General features: G+C 39.8%; 15 protein-coding genes. 10 read left to right on the top strand and 5 right to left on the bottom strand.

The window, feature by feature from the left end; translation table 11 throughout:
• Positions 1 to 76 precede the first annotated feature (76 nt).
• From ACE1CA_RS10685 to thrC, 6 genes are all read left to right on the top strand, one after another.
• On the top strand, positions 77 to 1,306 hold the full coding sequence (locus tag ACE1CA_RS10685) for a PstS family phosphate ABC transporter substrate-binding protein (protein WP_413280248.1): 1,230 nt from the start codon (positions 77 to 79) through the stop codon (positions 1,304 to 1,306).
• Between the two features lie 21 nt (positions 1,307 to 1,327).
• The gene (locus ACE1CA_RS10690) at positions 1,328 to 2,467 is read left to right on the top strand and encodes a PstS family phosphate ABC transporter substrate-binding protein (RefSeq protein WP_413280249.1); all 1,140 of its coding nucleotides are present in this window, start codon (positions 1,328 to 1,330) and stop codon (positions 2,465 to 2,467) included.
• A gap of 23 nt (positions 2,468 to 2,490) precedes the next feature.
• Entirely contained in the window at positions 2,491 to 3,384 is an 894-nt protein-coding gene (locus ACE1CA_RS10695) for a vWA domain-containing protein (protein ID WP_413280250.1), read from the top strand.
• Between the two features lie 123 nt (positions 3,385 to 3,507).
• A complete protein-coding gene (locus tag ACE1CA_RS10700) occupies positions 3,508 to 6,795 on the top strand; it encodes a tubulin-like doman-containing protein (RefSeq protein ID WP_413280251.1) in 3,288 nt (1,095 codons plus the stop codon).
• A 206-nt stretch (positions 6,796 to 7,001) separates the two neighbouring features.
• Positions 7,002 to 7,781, top strand: coding sequence for an alpha/beta hydrolase (locus tag ACE1CA_RS10705; protein ID WP_413280252.1), 780 nt, complete (start codon positions 7,002 to 7,004; stop codon positions 7,779 to 7,781).
• 75 nt (positions 7,782 to 7,856) lie between these two features.
• On the top strand, positions 7,857 to 8,948 hold the full coding sequence (thrC, locus tag ACE1CA_RS10710) for a threonine synthase (protein WP_413280253.1): 1,092 nt from the start codon (positions 7,857 to 7,859) through the stop codon (positions 8,946 to 8,948).
• Here the strand turns inward: thrC and ACE1CA_RS10715 are convergent.
• The gene (locus ACE1CA_RS10715; protein ID WP_413280254.1) at positions 8,893 to 9,492 is read right to left on the bottom strand and encodes a hypothetical protein; all 600 of its coding nucleotides are present in this window, start codon (positions 9,490 to 9,492) and stop codon (positions 8,893 to 8,895) included. The two genes, thrC and ACE1CA_RS10715, sit on opposite strands and share 56 nt — an antisense overlap.
• A 129-nt stretch (positions 9,493 to 9,621) precedes the next feature.
• On the opposite strand from ACE1CA_RS10715, the gene ACE1CA_RS10720 reads away from it, so the two are divergent.
• Positions 9,622 to 10,107 (top strand): DUF4112 domain-containing protein, encoded by a 486-nt coding sequence (locus tag ACE1CA_RS10720; RefSeq protein WP_413280255.1) that lies wholly within the window; start codon positions 9,622 to 9,624, stop codon positions 10,105 to 10,107.
• A gap of 30 nt (positions 10,108 to 10,137) precedes the next feature.
• A complete protein-coding gene (locus ACE1CA_RS10725) occupies positions 10,138 to 11,079 on the top strand; it encodes an alpha/beta fold hydrolase (RefSeq protein ID WP_413280256.1) in 942 nt (313 codons plus the stop codon).
• A 7-nt stretch (positions 11,080 to 11,086) separates the two neighbouring features.
• Here the strand turns inward: ACE1CA_RS10725 and ACE1CA_RS10730 are convergent, their stop codons facing one another.
• The 3 genes from ACE1CA_RS10730 to ACE1CA_RS10740 form a co-directional block, all read right to left on the bottom strand.
• Positions 11,087 to 11,458: a DUF5615 family PIN-like protein gene (locus tag ACE1CA_RS10730; RefSeq protein WP_413280257.1), complete on the bottom strand. Its 372-nt coding sequence runs from the start codon at positions 11,456 to 11,458 to the stop codon at positions 11,087 to 11,089.
• On the bottom strand, positions 11,458 to 11,748 hold the full coding sequence (locus tag ACE1CA_RS10735) for a DUF433 domain-containing protein (RefSeq protein WP_413280258.1): 291 nt from the start codon (positions 11,746 to 11,748) through the stop codon (positions 11,458 to 11,460). The genes ACE1CA_RS10730 and ACE1CA_RS10735 overlap by 1 nt, the downstream gene beginning before the upstream one ends.
• A gap of 195 nt (positions 11,749 to 11,943) precedes the next feature.
• A complete protein-coding gene (locus tag ACE1CA_RS10740) occupies positions 11,944 to 13,632 on the bottom strand; it encodes a CBS domain-containing protein (protein ID WP_413280259.1) in 1,689 nt (562 codons plus the stop codon).
• A 183-nt stretch (positions 13,633 to 13,815) separates the two neighbouring features.
• Here ACE1CA_RS10740 and ACE1CA_RS10745 point away from each other — a divergent pair, with 183 nt between their 5' ends.
• The gene (locus ACE1CA_RS10745; RefSeq protein WP_413280260.1) at positions 13,816 to 14,844 is read left to right on the top strand and encodes a hypothetical protein; all 1,029 of its coding nucleotides are present in this window, start codon (positions 13,816 to 13,818) and stop codon (positions 14,842 to 14,844) included.
• Positions 14,845 to 14,875: 31 nt separating this feature from the next.
• Here the strand turns inward: ACE1CA_RS10745 and ACE1CA_RS10750 are convergent, their stop codons facing one another.
• Positions 14,876 to 15,622: a carbohydrate ABC transporter permease gene (locus ACE1CA_RS10750; protein ID WP_413280318.1), complete on the bottom strand. Its 747-nt coding sequence runs from the start codon at positions 15,620 to 15,622 to the stop codon at positions 14,876 to 14,878.
• A gap of 423 nt (positions 15,623 to 16,045) precedes the next feature.
• On the opposite strand from ACE1CA_RS10750, the gene ACE1CA_RS10755 reads away from it, so the two are divergent.
• Positions 16,046 to 16,753, top strand: a complete 708-nt coding sequence (locus tag ACE1CA_RS10755; RefSeq protein ID WP_413280261.1) for an aldehyde oxygenase (deformylating) — start codon at positions 16,046 to 16,048, stop codon at positions 16,751 to 16,753.
• The last annotated feature ends 170 nt before the right edge of the window (positions 16,754 to 16,923 follow it).

Consider the following 16,923-nt stretch of genomic DNA (forward strand, 5'->3'; position numbering starts at 1 on the left):
TGATACCTCTATCCTATGAATGATTTTAGTCTCTAGAATAGAGAAAAAAACAGATTAATTTGGAGATCAAATAAGCGTGAGTTCCCAAAATATTTGGACTTGCAAGGGCGTGAAAAAAGATGGAACACCTTCGGTATCTGGCAGTCACGAACCTTTTGACAACTTCGGTCCAAACTGTGCTGTGTGCGGTCTAGCAAGGGAGGAAGTGGTTGGGAGTAAGACGGGAGGTGGAGTTCCCCCGATCGCAATTTTTGCAGGTGGCGCAGTTGCATTAGCATTACTGGGTGGCGTGATTTATTTTTTGTTACCTCAACCACCAACACCAACTCCTGTAGCCGTAACTCCAACACCAACTCCTGTAGCCGTTCCAACCACGACTTCGCCGCCAACTACTCCTACAACTGGTTCATCAGTTAATCCTGCTGCTGTGGTGACTACCTATCGCATCCTGTCAGATGTACCAAATGTACCATCGACTGTAGCTAACTACGGAGGTTCTACTACTTTTGCACCGTTGCGTTCTCCGCAAATAGTATCTTTAATTAGTCAAGCTCACCCAGGATTCCAATTACGCTATGTAGAACCAACTTCAGGGAAAAAACCTGGATCTGGAACCGGAATTAGAATGCTTTTGGATGGGCAACTTAGTTTTGCTCAATCTTCTCGATCGGTCGAAACAGCTGAATTTGATGAAGCGAAAACTAAGGGTTTTTCCTTAGAACAAATACCAGTTGCTATTGATGGCATTGCATTTTATGTCAACCCGAAATTAAATATTACTGGCTTAAATTTATCGCAAATAAAAGATATTTTCACAGGCAAAATTACTAACTGGAAACAAGTTGGTGGCCCAGATTTACCCATCACTCTAGTCAGTCGTCCCCTCAGTGATGGTGGTACTCCTGAATACTTTCACAAAGAAGTGTTGGGTGGAGAAAACTTTGCTTCCAATTTACAAGAAGTGCGAGACACTACCACAGGTATTCAAACAGTTGCTAAAACTCCAGGTAGTATTGGTTTTGCTACTGCATCGGAAGTGATTAATCAGCAAACAATCCGTCCTCTTCCTATTGGTAAAGATGGAAGTCAAGCTTTTGTGTCTCCCTGTGGTGATAGCAGTTGTAAAACAGTGAATAACACCGCTTTTTCTGATAACTCTTATCCCATTACAAGGCGACTTTTTATTATTGTTAAAAGAGATGGAAAAATAGATGAGCAGTCTGGTGTAGCTTACGTAAACTTAATTTTGAGCGACGAAGGTCAAAAATTAGTAGAACAAGCTGGTTTTGTACCAATTCGCCGCTAATATTTGCCAAGGTAGGTGTGTGTGAAAATTTGGATCTGCGATGGTATTCCTAAAGATGGAAAGTCTTATCCTAATTGTTCTGGTGTTCATCCTCAACATGAAAACTATATCCCAAATTGCGAAAAGTGTGGTTTACCCAGAGAAGCTGTAGTTATTAGTAAGCGAGGAATTAATCGCTGGTTAATTTTTGCAGGAGTTGGGATATTTTTACTAATTGGTGGGGCAAAAATAATTGCTTCTTTTTTAGATAGTAAAACCATACTACCACCACCTTGCACTACTCCTCCTTGCTATTACCGAAGTTTTGCCGAAGTGCCGAACGTTCCATCGGGGCCAATATACTATGGGGGTTCTACAACTTTTGCACCTTTGCGATCGCCCCAAATAGTACAATTAATTCGCCAAGCTCATCCAGGATATAACTTAATCTATCGAGAACCACCAGCAGGAAGAAAACCTGGTTCTGGGATAGGAATCAAAATGCTTCTAGAAGGTCAACTCAGTTTTGCTGCATCTTCCCGACCTCTAGAAACTTCTGAAATTCAAGAAGCCCAAAAACGCAGTTTTCAATTAGAACAAATCCCAATTGCTATTGATGGCATTGCATTTTATACTCATCCTCAATTACTTATTTCTGGTTTAACTATTCCTCAACTCAAAGATATTTTAACAGGGAAAATAACTAACTGGAAAGAAGTAAACGGCCCTAATTTGGCTATTACTATTTTTAGTCGTTCTTTGTCTGATGGAGGTACGCCAAAATATTTGCAAGAAGAAGTGTTAGGTAAAGAAAAATTTACCTCTGCCATACAAGAGGTGAGAGATACTACAACTGGTATCCAAAAAGTTGGGAGCATACCTGGTAGTATTGGCTATGCAACTGCTTCGGAAGTTTGCAATCAACCGATAGCTTCTCTATCATTGGCAAGAGACTTAAATCAGCCATTGGTAGCTGCTTGTATTGGCAAAGAGGTAAATAAAACTGCTTTCAAAGATAACTCTTATCCGATTACCAGACGAATTTTTATTGTCATTAAAAGGAGTAATAGTCCAGAGAACAAAATTGATGAACAAGCTGGTGTAGCTTATGTAAATTTAATTTTGAGTGATGAAGGTCAACAAGTTGTAGAAAAAGCAGGTTTTGTACCTATTCGTAAGTAATTAACTTCATTTAAGAGGTGTAAGTGAGTTTTAATCGGCGCAATTTTTGGATGTATCCGCTGTTCCAGATTCCAGCAATGTTTCTCTTAGCTTTTTTACTGGCAGCACTTTTATTTGCTTTGTTAGGATTGGGTAGACCAAATGTGGCGGTGGCGATCGCTCTTGATGTCAGCAGTAGTACCTACCAACCGCAATCTTTCAACTCGCCAGGTACAGTCATGGCAGAAGAAATTGCCGCCGTGCGATCGTACCTAGCACAGAATTCCCAATTGAAAACCCCCAATCAAATTCAAATTTTTGCATTTGCTGGAGAAGTTATTCCTCTGACAAACTCTTTTCAAACTGATAAACAACTATTAGAATCAGAGTTAGATCGAACTTTGCAAAATCCTAATTTGTCCTCTCAAATTGGCGGAGGTACGGATATTAATAAAGCAATTCAAAAAGGAACAGAAGCACTTAGTTCAATCCAGGATCGTTGTCGGGAATTACTCTTAGTTACTGATGGACAAGCTGAAGTTTCACCTTTAGTAATTGCCCAAGCAGTAGGACAAAGAGTTAAAATTAATGCTGTGGTGGTAGGAGCAGATGCTCCAGCAATTCAATTAGCGGCTTTTACTACGCGAGGCATTTATTTATCAAATCAACAGAATAATTTGGCAGCTTTATTTACAGACAAATTCTTTATTAGCTTTAACAGTAATATCAAGTGGGTGATTTTTTGGTTAGGTGCTGCTTGGATTGCTTTGATGTGGATGATTACTATTCCCTTAGACCGTTGGATTTTTCGAGGTTTGATGAGTCAACCACCGAATCTTGCTGGTCAATTGGCGATCGGAAATGCTTTGTTTTGGACGGTGCTTACTCCGTTAATAGTTTGGCGAATATTTGGTTTACCTTTTGGCTCAATTTGTTAACTTAGATTTTGCCTCAAGAGAGGCATATACTTCCAAATCTAATTTCCAAGTTGCACTGGGAAACAAAATAGGAAAACCTCAATTTCTTAAGTAAAAAGTGATAATTAATTAGGAGAAAAAGTTATGGCAGTAGAAGAAAAAAGCATGGTTCCTACTGTATTGATAGGTGTGGGTGGAACAGGACAAGAAGTGTTATCAAGAGTGCGAAGATTGGTCGAAGAAACTTATGGCAGTTTAGAAAATTTTCCCATTATTAGTTTTTTAATCATAGATACCGATAAGGGATATAAAGTTACCAATCCAGGCGCAGCTGGTTCTGCTTTTAAAGATAGTGAAAAATTCTGGGCTAGTGTATCGGGAAATGAAGTAAAAAGAATGATGTCCGATATGGACAATTTTCCCTGGATTAAAAGTTGGTTTCCTACAGAATTAGAACGCAATATTAATGCTATTGAAGCTGGTGCAGGACAAATTCGTGCTTATGGAAGGTTTGCCTTTTTCTGTAATTATCACAAGATTCAACAAAAGTTTAAAGAAACTTGTGATAACGTCAAAGGTAAAGAAACTTTGATGCGCGATAAACATGGCATTAAAGTTGATTCAAATGCTTTGAATGTGTTTTTAGTTGGTTCGCTTTCTGGGGGAACTGGCAGCGGAATGCTGATAGATATTGGCTATGCTGTACGCCATTGGTTGCGAGGTCAGGGAAGTCCAATGGTAACAGCAATTGTACCGATGCCAACAGCTTTTACTGGGATAAATGTAGGCGATCGCGTCTTAGCAAATGGCTATGCAGCTATGATGGAATTGAGCTATTTTTCCGATTATAGAACGGAATATGTTGCTCAATATAGCAGTCAATTAACTGATGAAATTCGCAACCAATCTGCACCTTTTGATTTTACTTATTTAGTAGGAACAAAAAACGGGGAAAGCGAATTTAGTTTAGACCAAATTCGAGAGATGATCGCGCAAAATATATTCCTAGATTTAACTTCGGATTTTGCGCCTCACAAACGTTCAATTCGTGATAATATTAAAGGCGCTTGGGCACAAGCAGACCCAGGTGGAAGGGGTTATCCCAAGAATTTTATGAGCTTTGGATTATCCAGCGTAGAAATTCCGATTGCTCAAATTCGGACTTCCTTATCTAATCGTCTTGCTACTGATTTTATCGGTTGGTGGTTGAATGAATCTGTGCCTTTACCACCAGATATGACCAAGTTAGTGGAAACTGATATTCTCAAAAGAATGCGGTTAACAGATGCAGAATTGATAGCAGATTTGTCCTCAGCAGGCGATCGATCTTACCTAGCAGTAATTAGCGAATGGGTTAATAGCATTCGCAACGAAATTGCTACTGATAATAAATTAAAATGTACCCAAGAAGGAGTAAATGTAATCAGTGCAGAACGGGGAAAAATTCTGCAATTCTTGGATTATTTGCAACCGAAAGTCAATGAATATCGAGATAATCATCTACGAGAATTAAGTCCTGATGCAAGATTGCATGGCGACTTTTTGCAAAAGATGTATGATAACCGCGATCGCATTATTCAACAAGGTCGTAAATCCTTAGAAGCAGAGTTTTATCGCATCATTGAAGACCGCAATCGTGGGCCAAAATTTGCTGATGCTTTTGTTACAACAGTACGCCAATACTTTATTAGTGCTACAGAAAAGTTTCGTCGAGAAATAGAGAAAGTTTGGCAACCAAACGAAAAGAATCGCCAAACACAATACGAAATATCCTTGCAAGATATTGCTCAATTTAAAGACAAATTTGCGATTACTAAGCAAGCAGATATGGAGAAGCGTTGTGACTCAGCGCTAACAGGATTGGAGGGAACTTTAGTAGCAACAATTCAGCGCAAAGCTAGAGCTTTAGGGATAGAAGTAATTGCCAGAATGGAAGAACATTTAGATGAATTGAATCGCCGTTTAGCGCGACTCAATCAGAAATTACGGCAATTACGAGATGAATTTCAACAAAAAGCAGACCAACAAGCTAGTAGTGCTGATGCTTTGATAATTAACGGAATTAAACTTTATAATCGAGAGGAATTAAATCAACTTTACCAAGATGCGATCGAGCAAATGGCGGGTGCTTCAGAAGGTAGTAAAACTCGCTATGAATTAGGAATGGATGGAATTTGCAGTAACCTTTCCAAAGAAGTTTTATCAGACGCAAGTCCACTGTGGAAAAAAAATCGTACTGCTGATGAAGTAATGCAATTATTTGACTTACCGAACTTAGCTGACGTGCAAGATAATGATTTTAAAGAAATCATTGCTGAAGAAACTAAATCGGTAATGATTAATGCACCCGGAAGCAGTCGGTTGAAGCGAGAGTTAGCAGCGTGCGATCGACTTTATAAAGTGTACAACAACGACGAATTAGAAATCCGTAACCGCATTGGAATTGCTTATGGAAAATCGAAACCATTAATTTTACTTTCCGAGGCAGTTCTAAAACGTCAAGACGCAGGTTTTACCCCCGCAATTAATAGTAAAGTAGCAATTATTGGTGGGCGCAATAGTGAAGATCCAGCTGCTCAAAAATTGATTCCCATATTACGCGAACGAGTAGGTAGTAACGATGGCATTACACCTTTAGGAGAAGCAGAACGTCACCGCATTGTATTCGTGCAAGAAATTGGTGGTTTTTCCCTCCGTTGCATCGAAGGAATGCCAGAATTACAGCAATCATATCAAGATTGGAAAGGGCAATCAATTCAAGCAAAACGCGCACAATTAAAAGGCGAAAGTAAAGACCCTCCGATTCCCGTTCACATTCAAAAAGAACCACCTTTCTGGGATATTTTTCCCGAAAGTCCCCAAATTTTTCAGTTAGTTGTGAAAGCACGCGCCTTGAAAGTTTTACGCTTAGAAGAAAATCGCTTAACTAAAGAGAAAGTCGTTCGTTATACGCGGAAAACTGTCACAGGAACCGAAAATATAGACTTAGCTTCTAGTTGGGAAGAAACAGTACAAGTGCTACAAGTTTTAGCTTGTCGTCCTGATAAAGAAGAAATCGAACGTCAGGTAATAGCTAAACTAAGCGAAGCAGAAAATGAACAGCAAAAACGAACTTTGTATCAACAGTTATTAGAGTATTTGAAGCAGCGAGAAGTAGAGTTAGAAAAAGAAGGAGGAACAGATAGTTTGAATTACAAACGAGAGTTGAAAGTAATTCAGGATGTAATTCAGGAGAGAAATTTGTTTTCTGAAATTCCAGTGCAAGATAATACTGGAAATTCTAATTCTGATAACTCAACTTCTGTACAACCACCTACAATTAACGACGGTGGAAATCCTCCACTTCGTACACATATTTTTTGTACTCAATGCGGTCATAAAAATCCACTAAATTCTAAGTTCTGTTCTAATTGCGGTCATAGATTAGTTTAAGGTGGATAAACTTAATTGAAGTTGGATGCAGGCAGTTAAAGTTAGTGAATTTTTATCGATCGCCAAACTGCCTGTAAAACTTCATTAAAAATAAATTTAGCAGTAAGAACGATCGCTTCTCACTGCTAGAAGAGGAAAGAGTGCGATCGCTATTTACAAACAAAAAATAACTCTTATCATACAAAAGTACCCAACTATTAAGAACAATGGGCGAAATTCAAATTATCCGCAACTTTTACTCATTCCCCGAACAAACAAATCGCACCCTTCGCATCTTTACTCCCGACGCTTACCACGAACAACCTCACAAACGGTTTCCGGTACTTTATATGTTTGATGGGCAGAACATCTTTTCTCACCCGGAATCGGCAGTTTATGATACTTGGTGTGCCAATGTTGCCCTAGAAGATTTAGTCTCTCAAGGGACTATCCAGCCTTGGATTATTGTTGGGATCGATCACTTACCAAACCGCATGGAAGAATACTCTCCTTGGCAAGATGGAAGGGGACATTTAACATCAGAGTTTTTAGTAAATAGTTTAAAACCTTATATCGATCGCCAATATCGCACTCTCACAGACCCTCAGAATACAGCAGTTTTAGGCTCAAGTATGGGGGGATTATTTGCTTTGTATATCGGCAAAACATACCCGCAACTTTTTGGACGCATTGGCGGTATTTCTCCCGCTTTAATGTTTGGTGGAGATTTCATGTTTCGTTATTGGGATAGACATACTCGCTTTTGGTCAAAAATTCTCTTGCACGTTGGTAGCGCCGAACAATACAACTATTATGGAACTGAACTAGATTTTGTCCCTATTAACGAGTATTTTTATCAACATTTGCAGAACTTAGGTTATACCGAACAGGAATTATGTTTTGTACTTGCTGAAGGTGATATTCACCACGAAACTGCTTGGCAAAAACGTTTCCCAGAAATGCTTACTTGGTTATTAGAACCAACGGTAGGGAGTGGCTGGTTTTAAAAGTTTTACTTCCCCTGCTCATGAAGGAACCTTAAAGGGTAAACTGAGGGTATATTTCGGAGTTTTGTTTTACCTGTGATTGCTAGTCTTTCTCTTGCTGACTCTAAATTAAACAGCTGGCCTGGTCTTATCGAAGCTTATCGTCCTTATTTGCCAGTGACTTCAGACACTCCTGTAGTGACTTTGTTGGAAGGCAATACACCGTTGATTCCAGTTCCGACGATCGCTTCTCGCATCGGTAGACAAGTCCGGGTTTTCGTAAAGTATGACGGACTTAATCCTACAGGAAGTTTTAAAGACCGAGGCATGACTTTGGCAATCTCGAAAGCCAAAGAAGCTGGCGCGAAAGCCGTCATCTGTGCCAGCACGGGTAACACCTCCGCTGCTGCTGCTGCTTATGCGCGACGGGGTGGAATGCGGGCGTTTGTGTTGATTCCTGATGGTTACGTGGCTTTGGGTAAACTAGCCCAAGCTTTACTCTATGGCGCAGAAGTGTTGGCAATTAAAGGAAATTTTGACGATGCGCTGAAAATTGTCCGGGATATGGCTCAAAGCTACCCCGTAACTTTGGTTAACTCTGTCAACCCTTATCGCTTGGAAGGGCAAAAAACAGGTGCTTTTGAAGTCGTCGATGCTTTGGGTAATGCGCCTGATTGGTTGTGTATCCCGGTTGGTAATGCGGGAAATATTACTGCATATTGGATGGGTTTTTGTCAATACCATCAAGAGGGGAAATGCGATCGCTTACCCAAAATGATGGGATTTCAAGCAGCGGGAGCCGCACCGATCGTCACAGGTAAACCAGTTACCCATCCCGAAACCATAGCCACAGCCATTCGCATTGGCAACCCGGCGAGTTGGGAAAAAGCCATTGCCGCACAACAAGCCAGCTTGGGAGCATTCAACGCCGTCACCGATGAAGAAATTTTGGCAGCTTATCGGTTACTTGCTTCCGAAGAAGGGATTTTTTGCGAACCTGCCAGTGCTGCTTCGGTTGCCGGAATGCTGAAAGTTCAAGACCAAATTCCTAGCGGTGCAACAGTAGTTTGCGTACTCACCGGAAATGGACTAAAAGACCCAGATACAGCTATTAAACACTGTGAAAACCAATTTAAGAACGGGGTGGAGCCGGACGCGTCGGCGGTAGCTGAAGTGATGGGCTTTTAGCTGGAATTGGTAATTGTACGGGTGGTTTGGTTGCTTCGGGCAATTTCGCAGGTTCCGGTTGCTTCTCCTCGCTCTTAGGTTTTGGTGTAGTTTCCCCAGAGTCGCTACCAGAATGTTTGGTGAGGAGGTCTACCATATCGCTTAAAGCGGTAGTCAGACTTTGGCGAGTGTTGATGTGGTTTTCTTGTTCGGTTTTTAAGGCTTTAATTAATTGTTCGCGTTCGATCGTCACTTCAATAAGTTTCTGCTGCAATTGGGTTACAGTTTGCAACTCTTCTACCTCTTGAGAAATAGCCGTTACATCAAGAGTATCGTCGGTTTTTAGAGAAATACCTGCCTTTAGTTGCTGGATTTCTGCTTTTAGTGCCTCTATCATCTCCTGTGATAGTTTAGCTTCCTTGCGACGTTGTTCGGCTTCGGTGTTGTAAAGCTCGCTCCATTTGGTAGCAGTTTCTAAAGCCGTATCGCGATCGCGTTGTGCTTGCGCTACCTGTTCCCGCAAAGCCTGAATTTCCGCTATCCACTGACTAACATCTTGACTCATATCTTTAAATTTCTAAACTATTAGCAGCTGCTTATATTCAAAGACCAAACACCCATTTAGCTTTAAATATACTGGATTTTGCCCCAGCAAAACTTATAAAAGTTAACCTCTTCTTATTTTACTACCGCTATGATCTCACAATCTGAACGTAAAGCATCGACCCTCAAGCGTCTGCGGAGGATTAGTCATGTATTAGACAATGCCATTCCCATTCCCGGAACAAAATTTCGCTTTGGTATCGATCCACTCTTAGGATTAATCCCTGGTGGAGGTGATACTCTCTCAGCATTCTTTGCTGCTTACATCATCTGGGAGTCAGCTAAATTGGGATTACCAAAAGAAATTTTAATTAAAATGTTTTCTAACATTCTCTTTGATACTTTTGTCGGAAGCGTACCAGTAGCCGGAGATTTATTTGATGTTGCTTGGAAAGCTAATGCCAAAAATGTCGATTTGTTAGAAGAGCATTTACAATTACCCCAATCAACCAAAAAAGCAGATAAATGGTTTTTGTTTCTGTTACTCATTGGGTTAATTTTGTTCGTGGCAATTGTCGGTACTATTAGCGTTTTGCTAATTAGTTTTTTGTTCAGTCTAGTTACAGGTAACAGATAACCTGAATAATTCAAGAGTGAGGAGTGAAAAATGCAAGATTGGTGGGAAGTGACATTTCCAAATGGTCGGCAAACTGTCACAATTATTGACGCTAGTGGTTATCCGGTGCAAATTGCTTATGGGGAAAAAGGTACAGGTAAACCTTTGTTTTTAGTGCATGGAATTGGTAGTTGGAGTTTTGGTTGGCGACACAATATTGATAAACTTTCACAACACTTTCGAGTCATTTGTTTTGATGCTAAAGGTCATGGTTTTTCTGATAAACCATTATATGCGGAACAAGTGGGACATCAAATCATTGAAATGAAGCGCATTGTAGAAGCTTTATGCGATCGACCTGCTATAGTTGTAGCCATTTCTTTAGGTGCGTTGGTAACGTTGGGTGCAGCTAGTTTATATCCTGGATTGTTCGATCGCTTAATCGTAATCAACGTCCCAATTTTCCCAGAAAGATTGCCAAATCGCGCTATGAGATTACTATCTTATTTGCCAATAGATTTAGTGCGAACTGTAGATAATTTGCGACTGCTAAAACTCTGTGCGCCATTGGTGCAACGAATTATTGAAATCGAACGACGAGAAGTAGTAGTAAATCCAGAATCAATCACTTCTGAAGATGTTTACTGGATTGCTTACCCCTATATCAATTTTACCAATGCCCTTACCAAATACGCTGAAGAACTGCAAAAAGCAGCTAGGGAGATCGATCGCCTACTAAACAAAGAACCAAATCTGATCGGTAACATTCAAGAAAACTTACCCAAAATTAATTGTCCAACTTTAATTTTGTGGGGAGAACAAGACCAATGGTTTGATGTTAGTAACGGAAAAAAATTGCAACGGCATTTACCTGGTTCTCAATTAAAAATTTTACCAAATTGCGGTCACGATCCTTCTGTAAGTTGTCCAGAAATTGTCAATGAAGCGATTTTAGAGTTCTGGCACAATACTAATTTTGCGAGTGTAAAATAAAGGTTTATTATTCGGTACGAATATAAGCACCCAAAAACACTAATTGATTAATCATTTCTTCTGCTGATTTAGTAGCAATTAATCCTTGAATTCCTCGCAACTGTTCGCCAACTGAATATCGCTGTTGCTGTACAAGAATAATCCCAGCGTGATTCCTCTCTTGTGCTAGAAACATACTATGCAACTGACTAAAATCTCTGCGATTGCAACTGTAGATAACACGACCTTTTTCAGTTGCCCAAATTAGTTGTTCTTCATCAGTACAACTAATATTATTAGCTTCTGAGGTAGTCAACACATCTATACCAGAATTTCGCAAAGCTAAAATTAGAGATTGTTCTTGAGTATCTTCGTCTAAATACAAGCTGATCTGACTCACTATAATTTACCTGCTTTATCTTCAGCTTTCAAACGTTCCCATTCAGCCTCTTCTGCTGCTATACTCGCATCAATTTCTGCTTGATTAGCATAGTAGTAAGCTAACGCTGCGTGAACTTGTGCTAATGTTAACTGCGGTCTTTCTTTGACGATTTCTTCTGGAGTTATTCCTGCTTTGTGTTCAACTGCAATCAGTTCAACGGTAATGCGATGTCCGGCAATTCTGGGACGACCTCCGCAAATTTCGGGAGTACTAACAATCAATGTGCCGATATCAGTAAAAATTGCCATATTTACCTCTATGTAACTAATTCATATTCTATTACTTAAATCTAAAAACATTCAGATTTTTTCAATTATTTAATGGCAAGGTTACAATAAGCTGTCACGCATTTAAATCACTTATTAAGATTGCAGGGGAGCAGGGGGGCAGGGGGGCAGGGGAGAGAATTAGACGAATTTTCTTCTGTTTCCAAACAATCCAATTTAAATGCGGAACAGCTTAAAAGTTGTCCCTACTCCAATTTCGCTAGTGAAACTTATTTGACCTTTAAGGAGTTCTACATAATTTTTGACAATAGCTAGTCCCAAACCTGAACCCGTAATGCTATTAACATTTTTCCCCCGATAAAACGGTTTAAACATATTTAATTGATCTTCTGAATGAATGCCAATTCCCCGATCGACTACTTGAAAAGTTACCTCTGTTGTATCAATAGACAGTAATAATTTTACAGTGCTTCCTTGAGGAGAATATTTAAGAGCATTATACAATAAATTTGCGAGGATATAGCGTAACCATTGTTGGTCAAAATTAACGAATTCTTGTTTACCATGATAAATAAAGCTGAATTGATGCCGATTTTCATCAGAGAATTGTAATTCTTCTAATAAGTGTTGGCAAAAATATGGTAAATTGATTGGCACCGGATTAGCTTGAACTTTTCCTGGCTCGGTTTTGTCTATTACTAAAAGATCTTCTATCAATCTGAGCATTTGTTGAGCCGAATTTTGAATTTGTTCTATAAATTTATCTTTTCTGGCTTCGGAAAGTCTAGAACCATGAATTTGGATACTTTGAACTGACATGAGAATCGCACTTAGGGGATTGCGAAATTCGTGAAAAACCATTGAAATAAATTGTGATTTAAGCTGATTGAGTTCTTGTTCTTTTTCTAGGGTACGATATACTTCTTCTGTTTGTTGTTGTAGTTGTTGATTAGCTCGAACTAGCTCAGTTGTTTGCTGTTCTACTACTTGCTGTAATGTTTCGACAACGTTGCATAGTTCGATCGAATCGAGCGATCGCAAAATGTTACTTTGAGTTACAATTCCTAAAAGTTCACCTGCTTTACCAACTACTACTAAATGGCGGATAAATCGTTGCTGCATTTCTTTATGTGCTAACCATAAAGAATCTTCTGGAGACAAACAAAATAAAGGTTGACTCATCACAGTTTCCGCTGACACCTGTGCTAAATCTAAACCCAAAATCTGCATTTGTACAATGTCTCTTTCCGTGACTATCCCCAAAGGAATGAATTGTTGAGAATTTAGCTGGGAGGTAATCACAATACAACTTACTTGATGCTGATTCATTAATCTTGCTAAATCCAAAACGCAAGTGTTAGCAGCAGCATGAATTACTTGTTTTGTCATTACATCACTTACTCGGCGCATCGCTAATAAACTAGTAGGTTGTAAGCTCCGACGAATAGTTCCTGGGGTGACGATACCAATTAGTTTGTCCTGCTCATTTACAATCGGTAAATGGCGAATTTGGTGTCGATGGAATAAATTTAAAGCCACAAAAACATCTTTAAATTGAGATAAAGATAAAGTAATTACTTCTTGTGTCATAATTGCAGAAACAGGTACAGTTAACTTTTGTCCTGTTGCCACTAATTTTACGATATCTCTTTCGGTAACTATACCTTTGATATAATCTTCTTCTAGTACTAAAACGCAACTATTTACTTCGTAATCTGCTAAATCAGAGGACAGATAAATGTTGGGTAAAAGGGAATTTTTGTAGTTATCTTCCGTTTGATTACCTAAAGCATAGCTTCTACCTCGAATTTGATTCATCAATAACAGCATTTCTAATAAGGGTGTGCTGGGAGATACAATTAAAGGCTGGCAGTAAATTGCGTGTTCTGGGTTGGGAACGTCCATAGATAGAGGGATTACTTTAGCAGGCGAGTCACTTATATTAGAGTAACTAATTTTACTTGTCAAAAGTTTACAGCCTGGGAAATTTTTGTGGATGACAAAATGGGAAAATCTTCAGTAGTTCGCTGCATCTCTGGACCGATCGTGCAATAATGATCCTTCTGTGACTTAAAGATCGCGCTTTCCATGCCTGAATATCCTCTGTCCCAAGAAGACCTCGCATCTGCCTTAGAAGGTATCAGTGATATCGACTTTCAATTGCCAGATCCTGAAGATGAAGAGATTCCCGAAGATCAATTTCAAGAACAGTTAGATACTGCTTGGCAAGTTTGCGATCGCTTCGATCTGCTAACGGAAATTTGGCGAGGACGGATTTTAAGAGCGATCCGCGATCGAGAAAAGAAACGCGGCGATGGCAGGGGTAGCGGCTTTTTAAATTGGCTTAAAGATCGGGAAATTAGCAAAAGTCAAGCATATTCTTTAATTGAATTAGCCAATAGCGCCGATACTTTACTAGAAGAAGGAAGACTCGATCCCAATGCTATTAGAAACTTCAGTAAACGTGCTTTTGTGGAAACAGCTAAATCTGCTCCAGAAGTACAACAAATGGTGACAGAAGCAGCACAAAAAGGCGATCGCATCACCAGGCGCGAAGTTCGTCAATTAACTGATGAATGGACAGCTATGAGTTCCGATCTCCTACCAGAAGAAGTGAAAGCCAAAGTTGCCGATCGTACCCTTCCTTCCCGGTATTTAACACCTTTAGTGAAAGAATTAGGCAAATTACCCGAATCTCATGTAAATTTTTTACAAGAAGAAGTTGCCGAAGAACCAACAGTAGATAAACTAAAACAAGTAACTTCTGATGCAAGAAATTTAGCCAAATATCTCCATGCTGCGGCTCAAGTACAAGCAATTAATCAATCATCAGTTGATGTTGAATTAGCATTAGAAGATGCGTTACGAATTGATTGTTTAAATACTACTTCCGAGTTAGTAAAACAAGCGGCGCAGTTAGAACAAACGATCGCTAAATTTTTCACCACTTGGAAACGTTTAGGGACTTTAGCCGATCGACTTTATGTAGACACAGGCGCGAGTACACCACATTTGCGATCGCTCCTCTCCTGCATAGAACGTCTCTCCGGCGAAATCATCGAAGTCCCCTTAGACGACGAAGGTCAGCAAGTTGTTCGCCTGCGAATTCTTAGTTAGGCAGAGAGAGAGGACAAGGGGACTCTTGTCCCTAATTCTTAATCCCAGTAGTAGCAATACCCCGAATAAACTGCTTTTGTCCTACTAGAAACAGTAGTACAACTGGTATAGTAGCAATGACCACAGAAGCCATTAACAAAGGCCAATTATTCGTAAATAGTTCTTGAAACTCTGACAAAGCCAATTGTACTGTTTTCAGTTCTGGTCGAGTAGTAAAAACTAACGGTTTAAACAAATCATTCCACTCCCCAATAAAAGTGAATAAAAACAGAGTTACCAAAGCCGGACGGGATAAAGGAATCATGATTTGCCAGAGAATTTGTAATCGATTTGCGCCATCTATAGCAGCGGCTTCTTCCAATTCCAAAGGTACAGTTAGGAAATATTGACGCATTAAGAAGATGCCAAAACCGTTAGCGGCTGTAGGTAAAATTAGCGCCCAGTAAGTGTTTATCAGGTGTCCCCATTTGAGTACCAAAAATATAGGAATTACTAATAACTGAAAGGGAATAACTAAAGTAGCCAAAATAATTAGCAACAAAGCCTGACGACCACGAAATCGCAATCTAGCTAAAGCGTAACCAGCCAAAGCCGAGGTGACAACCTGAAACGCTGTTACCGCCAAAGCAACCAAAGTGGAATTAGCAAACGCCAGCAGAAAATTACCCCGATGCCAAGCTTCTAGGTAGTTCTCAAAAGTTAGATTAGCTGGCATAGTGCTACTAAAAAGAGTTCCGGGAGGAGCAAAGGAGGTGAAAAAAACCACTAGCAATGGCATTAAGACGACGATCGCACCAAAAACCAACAACACTGGATTTAACCAGGTCAGGATCGAGTTAACGAAAATGGGTGTAGTGTTTGGCTGAGACTGAGGTTGATTCATAAGTGAAATAAGTATAGAAACTCCTTAGAGGTATCGATTTTCTGAACATTGAGCAAATAAGTGAATAGTTGCCTACAATAACAGACTAGGTATTAACTCCAGTGATCATGCTCAGGCTAGATATCAGTCTGGCTGATTACAGTTAATGATAGAGTAAGTCGAAAGAGATGAATTGGCGAGAAAAATCAGTGATTTCTGGTGATTCTGGTAAATTGTATCTAATAATGCAGGGTAGCTTTTCTTGCCCTAAGTCTCAGCCCGCTGTCGATTTTCACTCGACCAATATCTACCAAATGAAGTTGAGGAGACAAGTTACTTATGCCGCAGCTTGAAGCCAGTCCAAAATTAGAACAAGAACTAAACTTCCACAGCGACGAATACAAAGACGCTTACAGCCGCATTAATGCGATCGTGATTGAGGGCGAACAAGAAGCCTACGAAAACTACATTCAACTGGCTGAACTGCTACCGGATCACGGGGAAGAGTTAATTCGTCTTTCCAAAATGGAAAGTCGCCACAAGAAAGGTTTTGAGGCTTGTGGTCGGAATCTCGAAGTGACACCGGATATGGACTTTGCCCGTGAGTTCTTCGCTCAACTGCATCAAAATTTTCAAGATGCACTCGCCGAAGGCAAAGTAGTTACTTGTTTGCTGATTCAATCTCTAATTATCGAGTGTTTTGCGATCGCTGCATACAACATCTACATCCCCGTAGCTGACGACTTTGCCCGCAAAATCACCGAAGGAGTCGTCAAAGACGAATATTCACACCTCAATTTTGGTGAAGAGTGGCTCAAAGCAAATTTTGAAGCAGCAAGAGCCGAATTAGAAGAAGCAAATAAACAAAACTTACCCATAGTTTGGCAAATGCTCAATCAAGTTGCAGATGATGCCCGTGTTTTAGCAATGGAAAAAGATGCTTTAGTTGAAGATTTCATGATCGCTTATGGCGAAGCTTTAAGTAATATTGGTTTCACCACTCGCGATATTATGCGGATGTCAGCTTATGGACTAAAAGCTGCTTAATCCATGTCATCAAATATCCTAAAAGCTTCCAAAAACCCATGCTGATAGGAAAAGCAGGCAAAATCGATACTAATGCCGATTAGCCAATAAATATTCTAATCGGCAGTTTTGTGTGCGATTTTTTAACTGCGAATAACTGTATTTCTTTTTAACCTCTATCTCAGCCTAAA

The sequence above is a fragment of the Floridaenema evergladense BLCC-F167 genome, from assembly GCF_041929205.2.
GTDB lineage: Bacteria > Cyanobacteriota > Cyanobacteriia > Cyanobacteriales > Aerosakkonemataceae > Floridanema > Floridanema evergladense.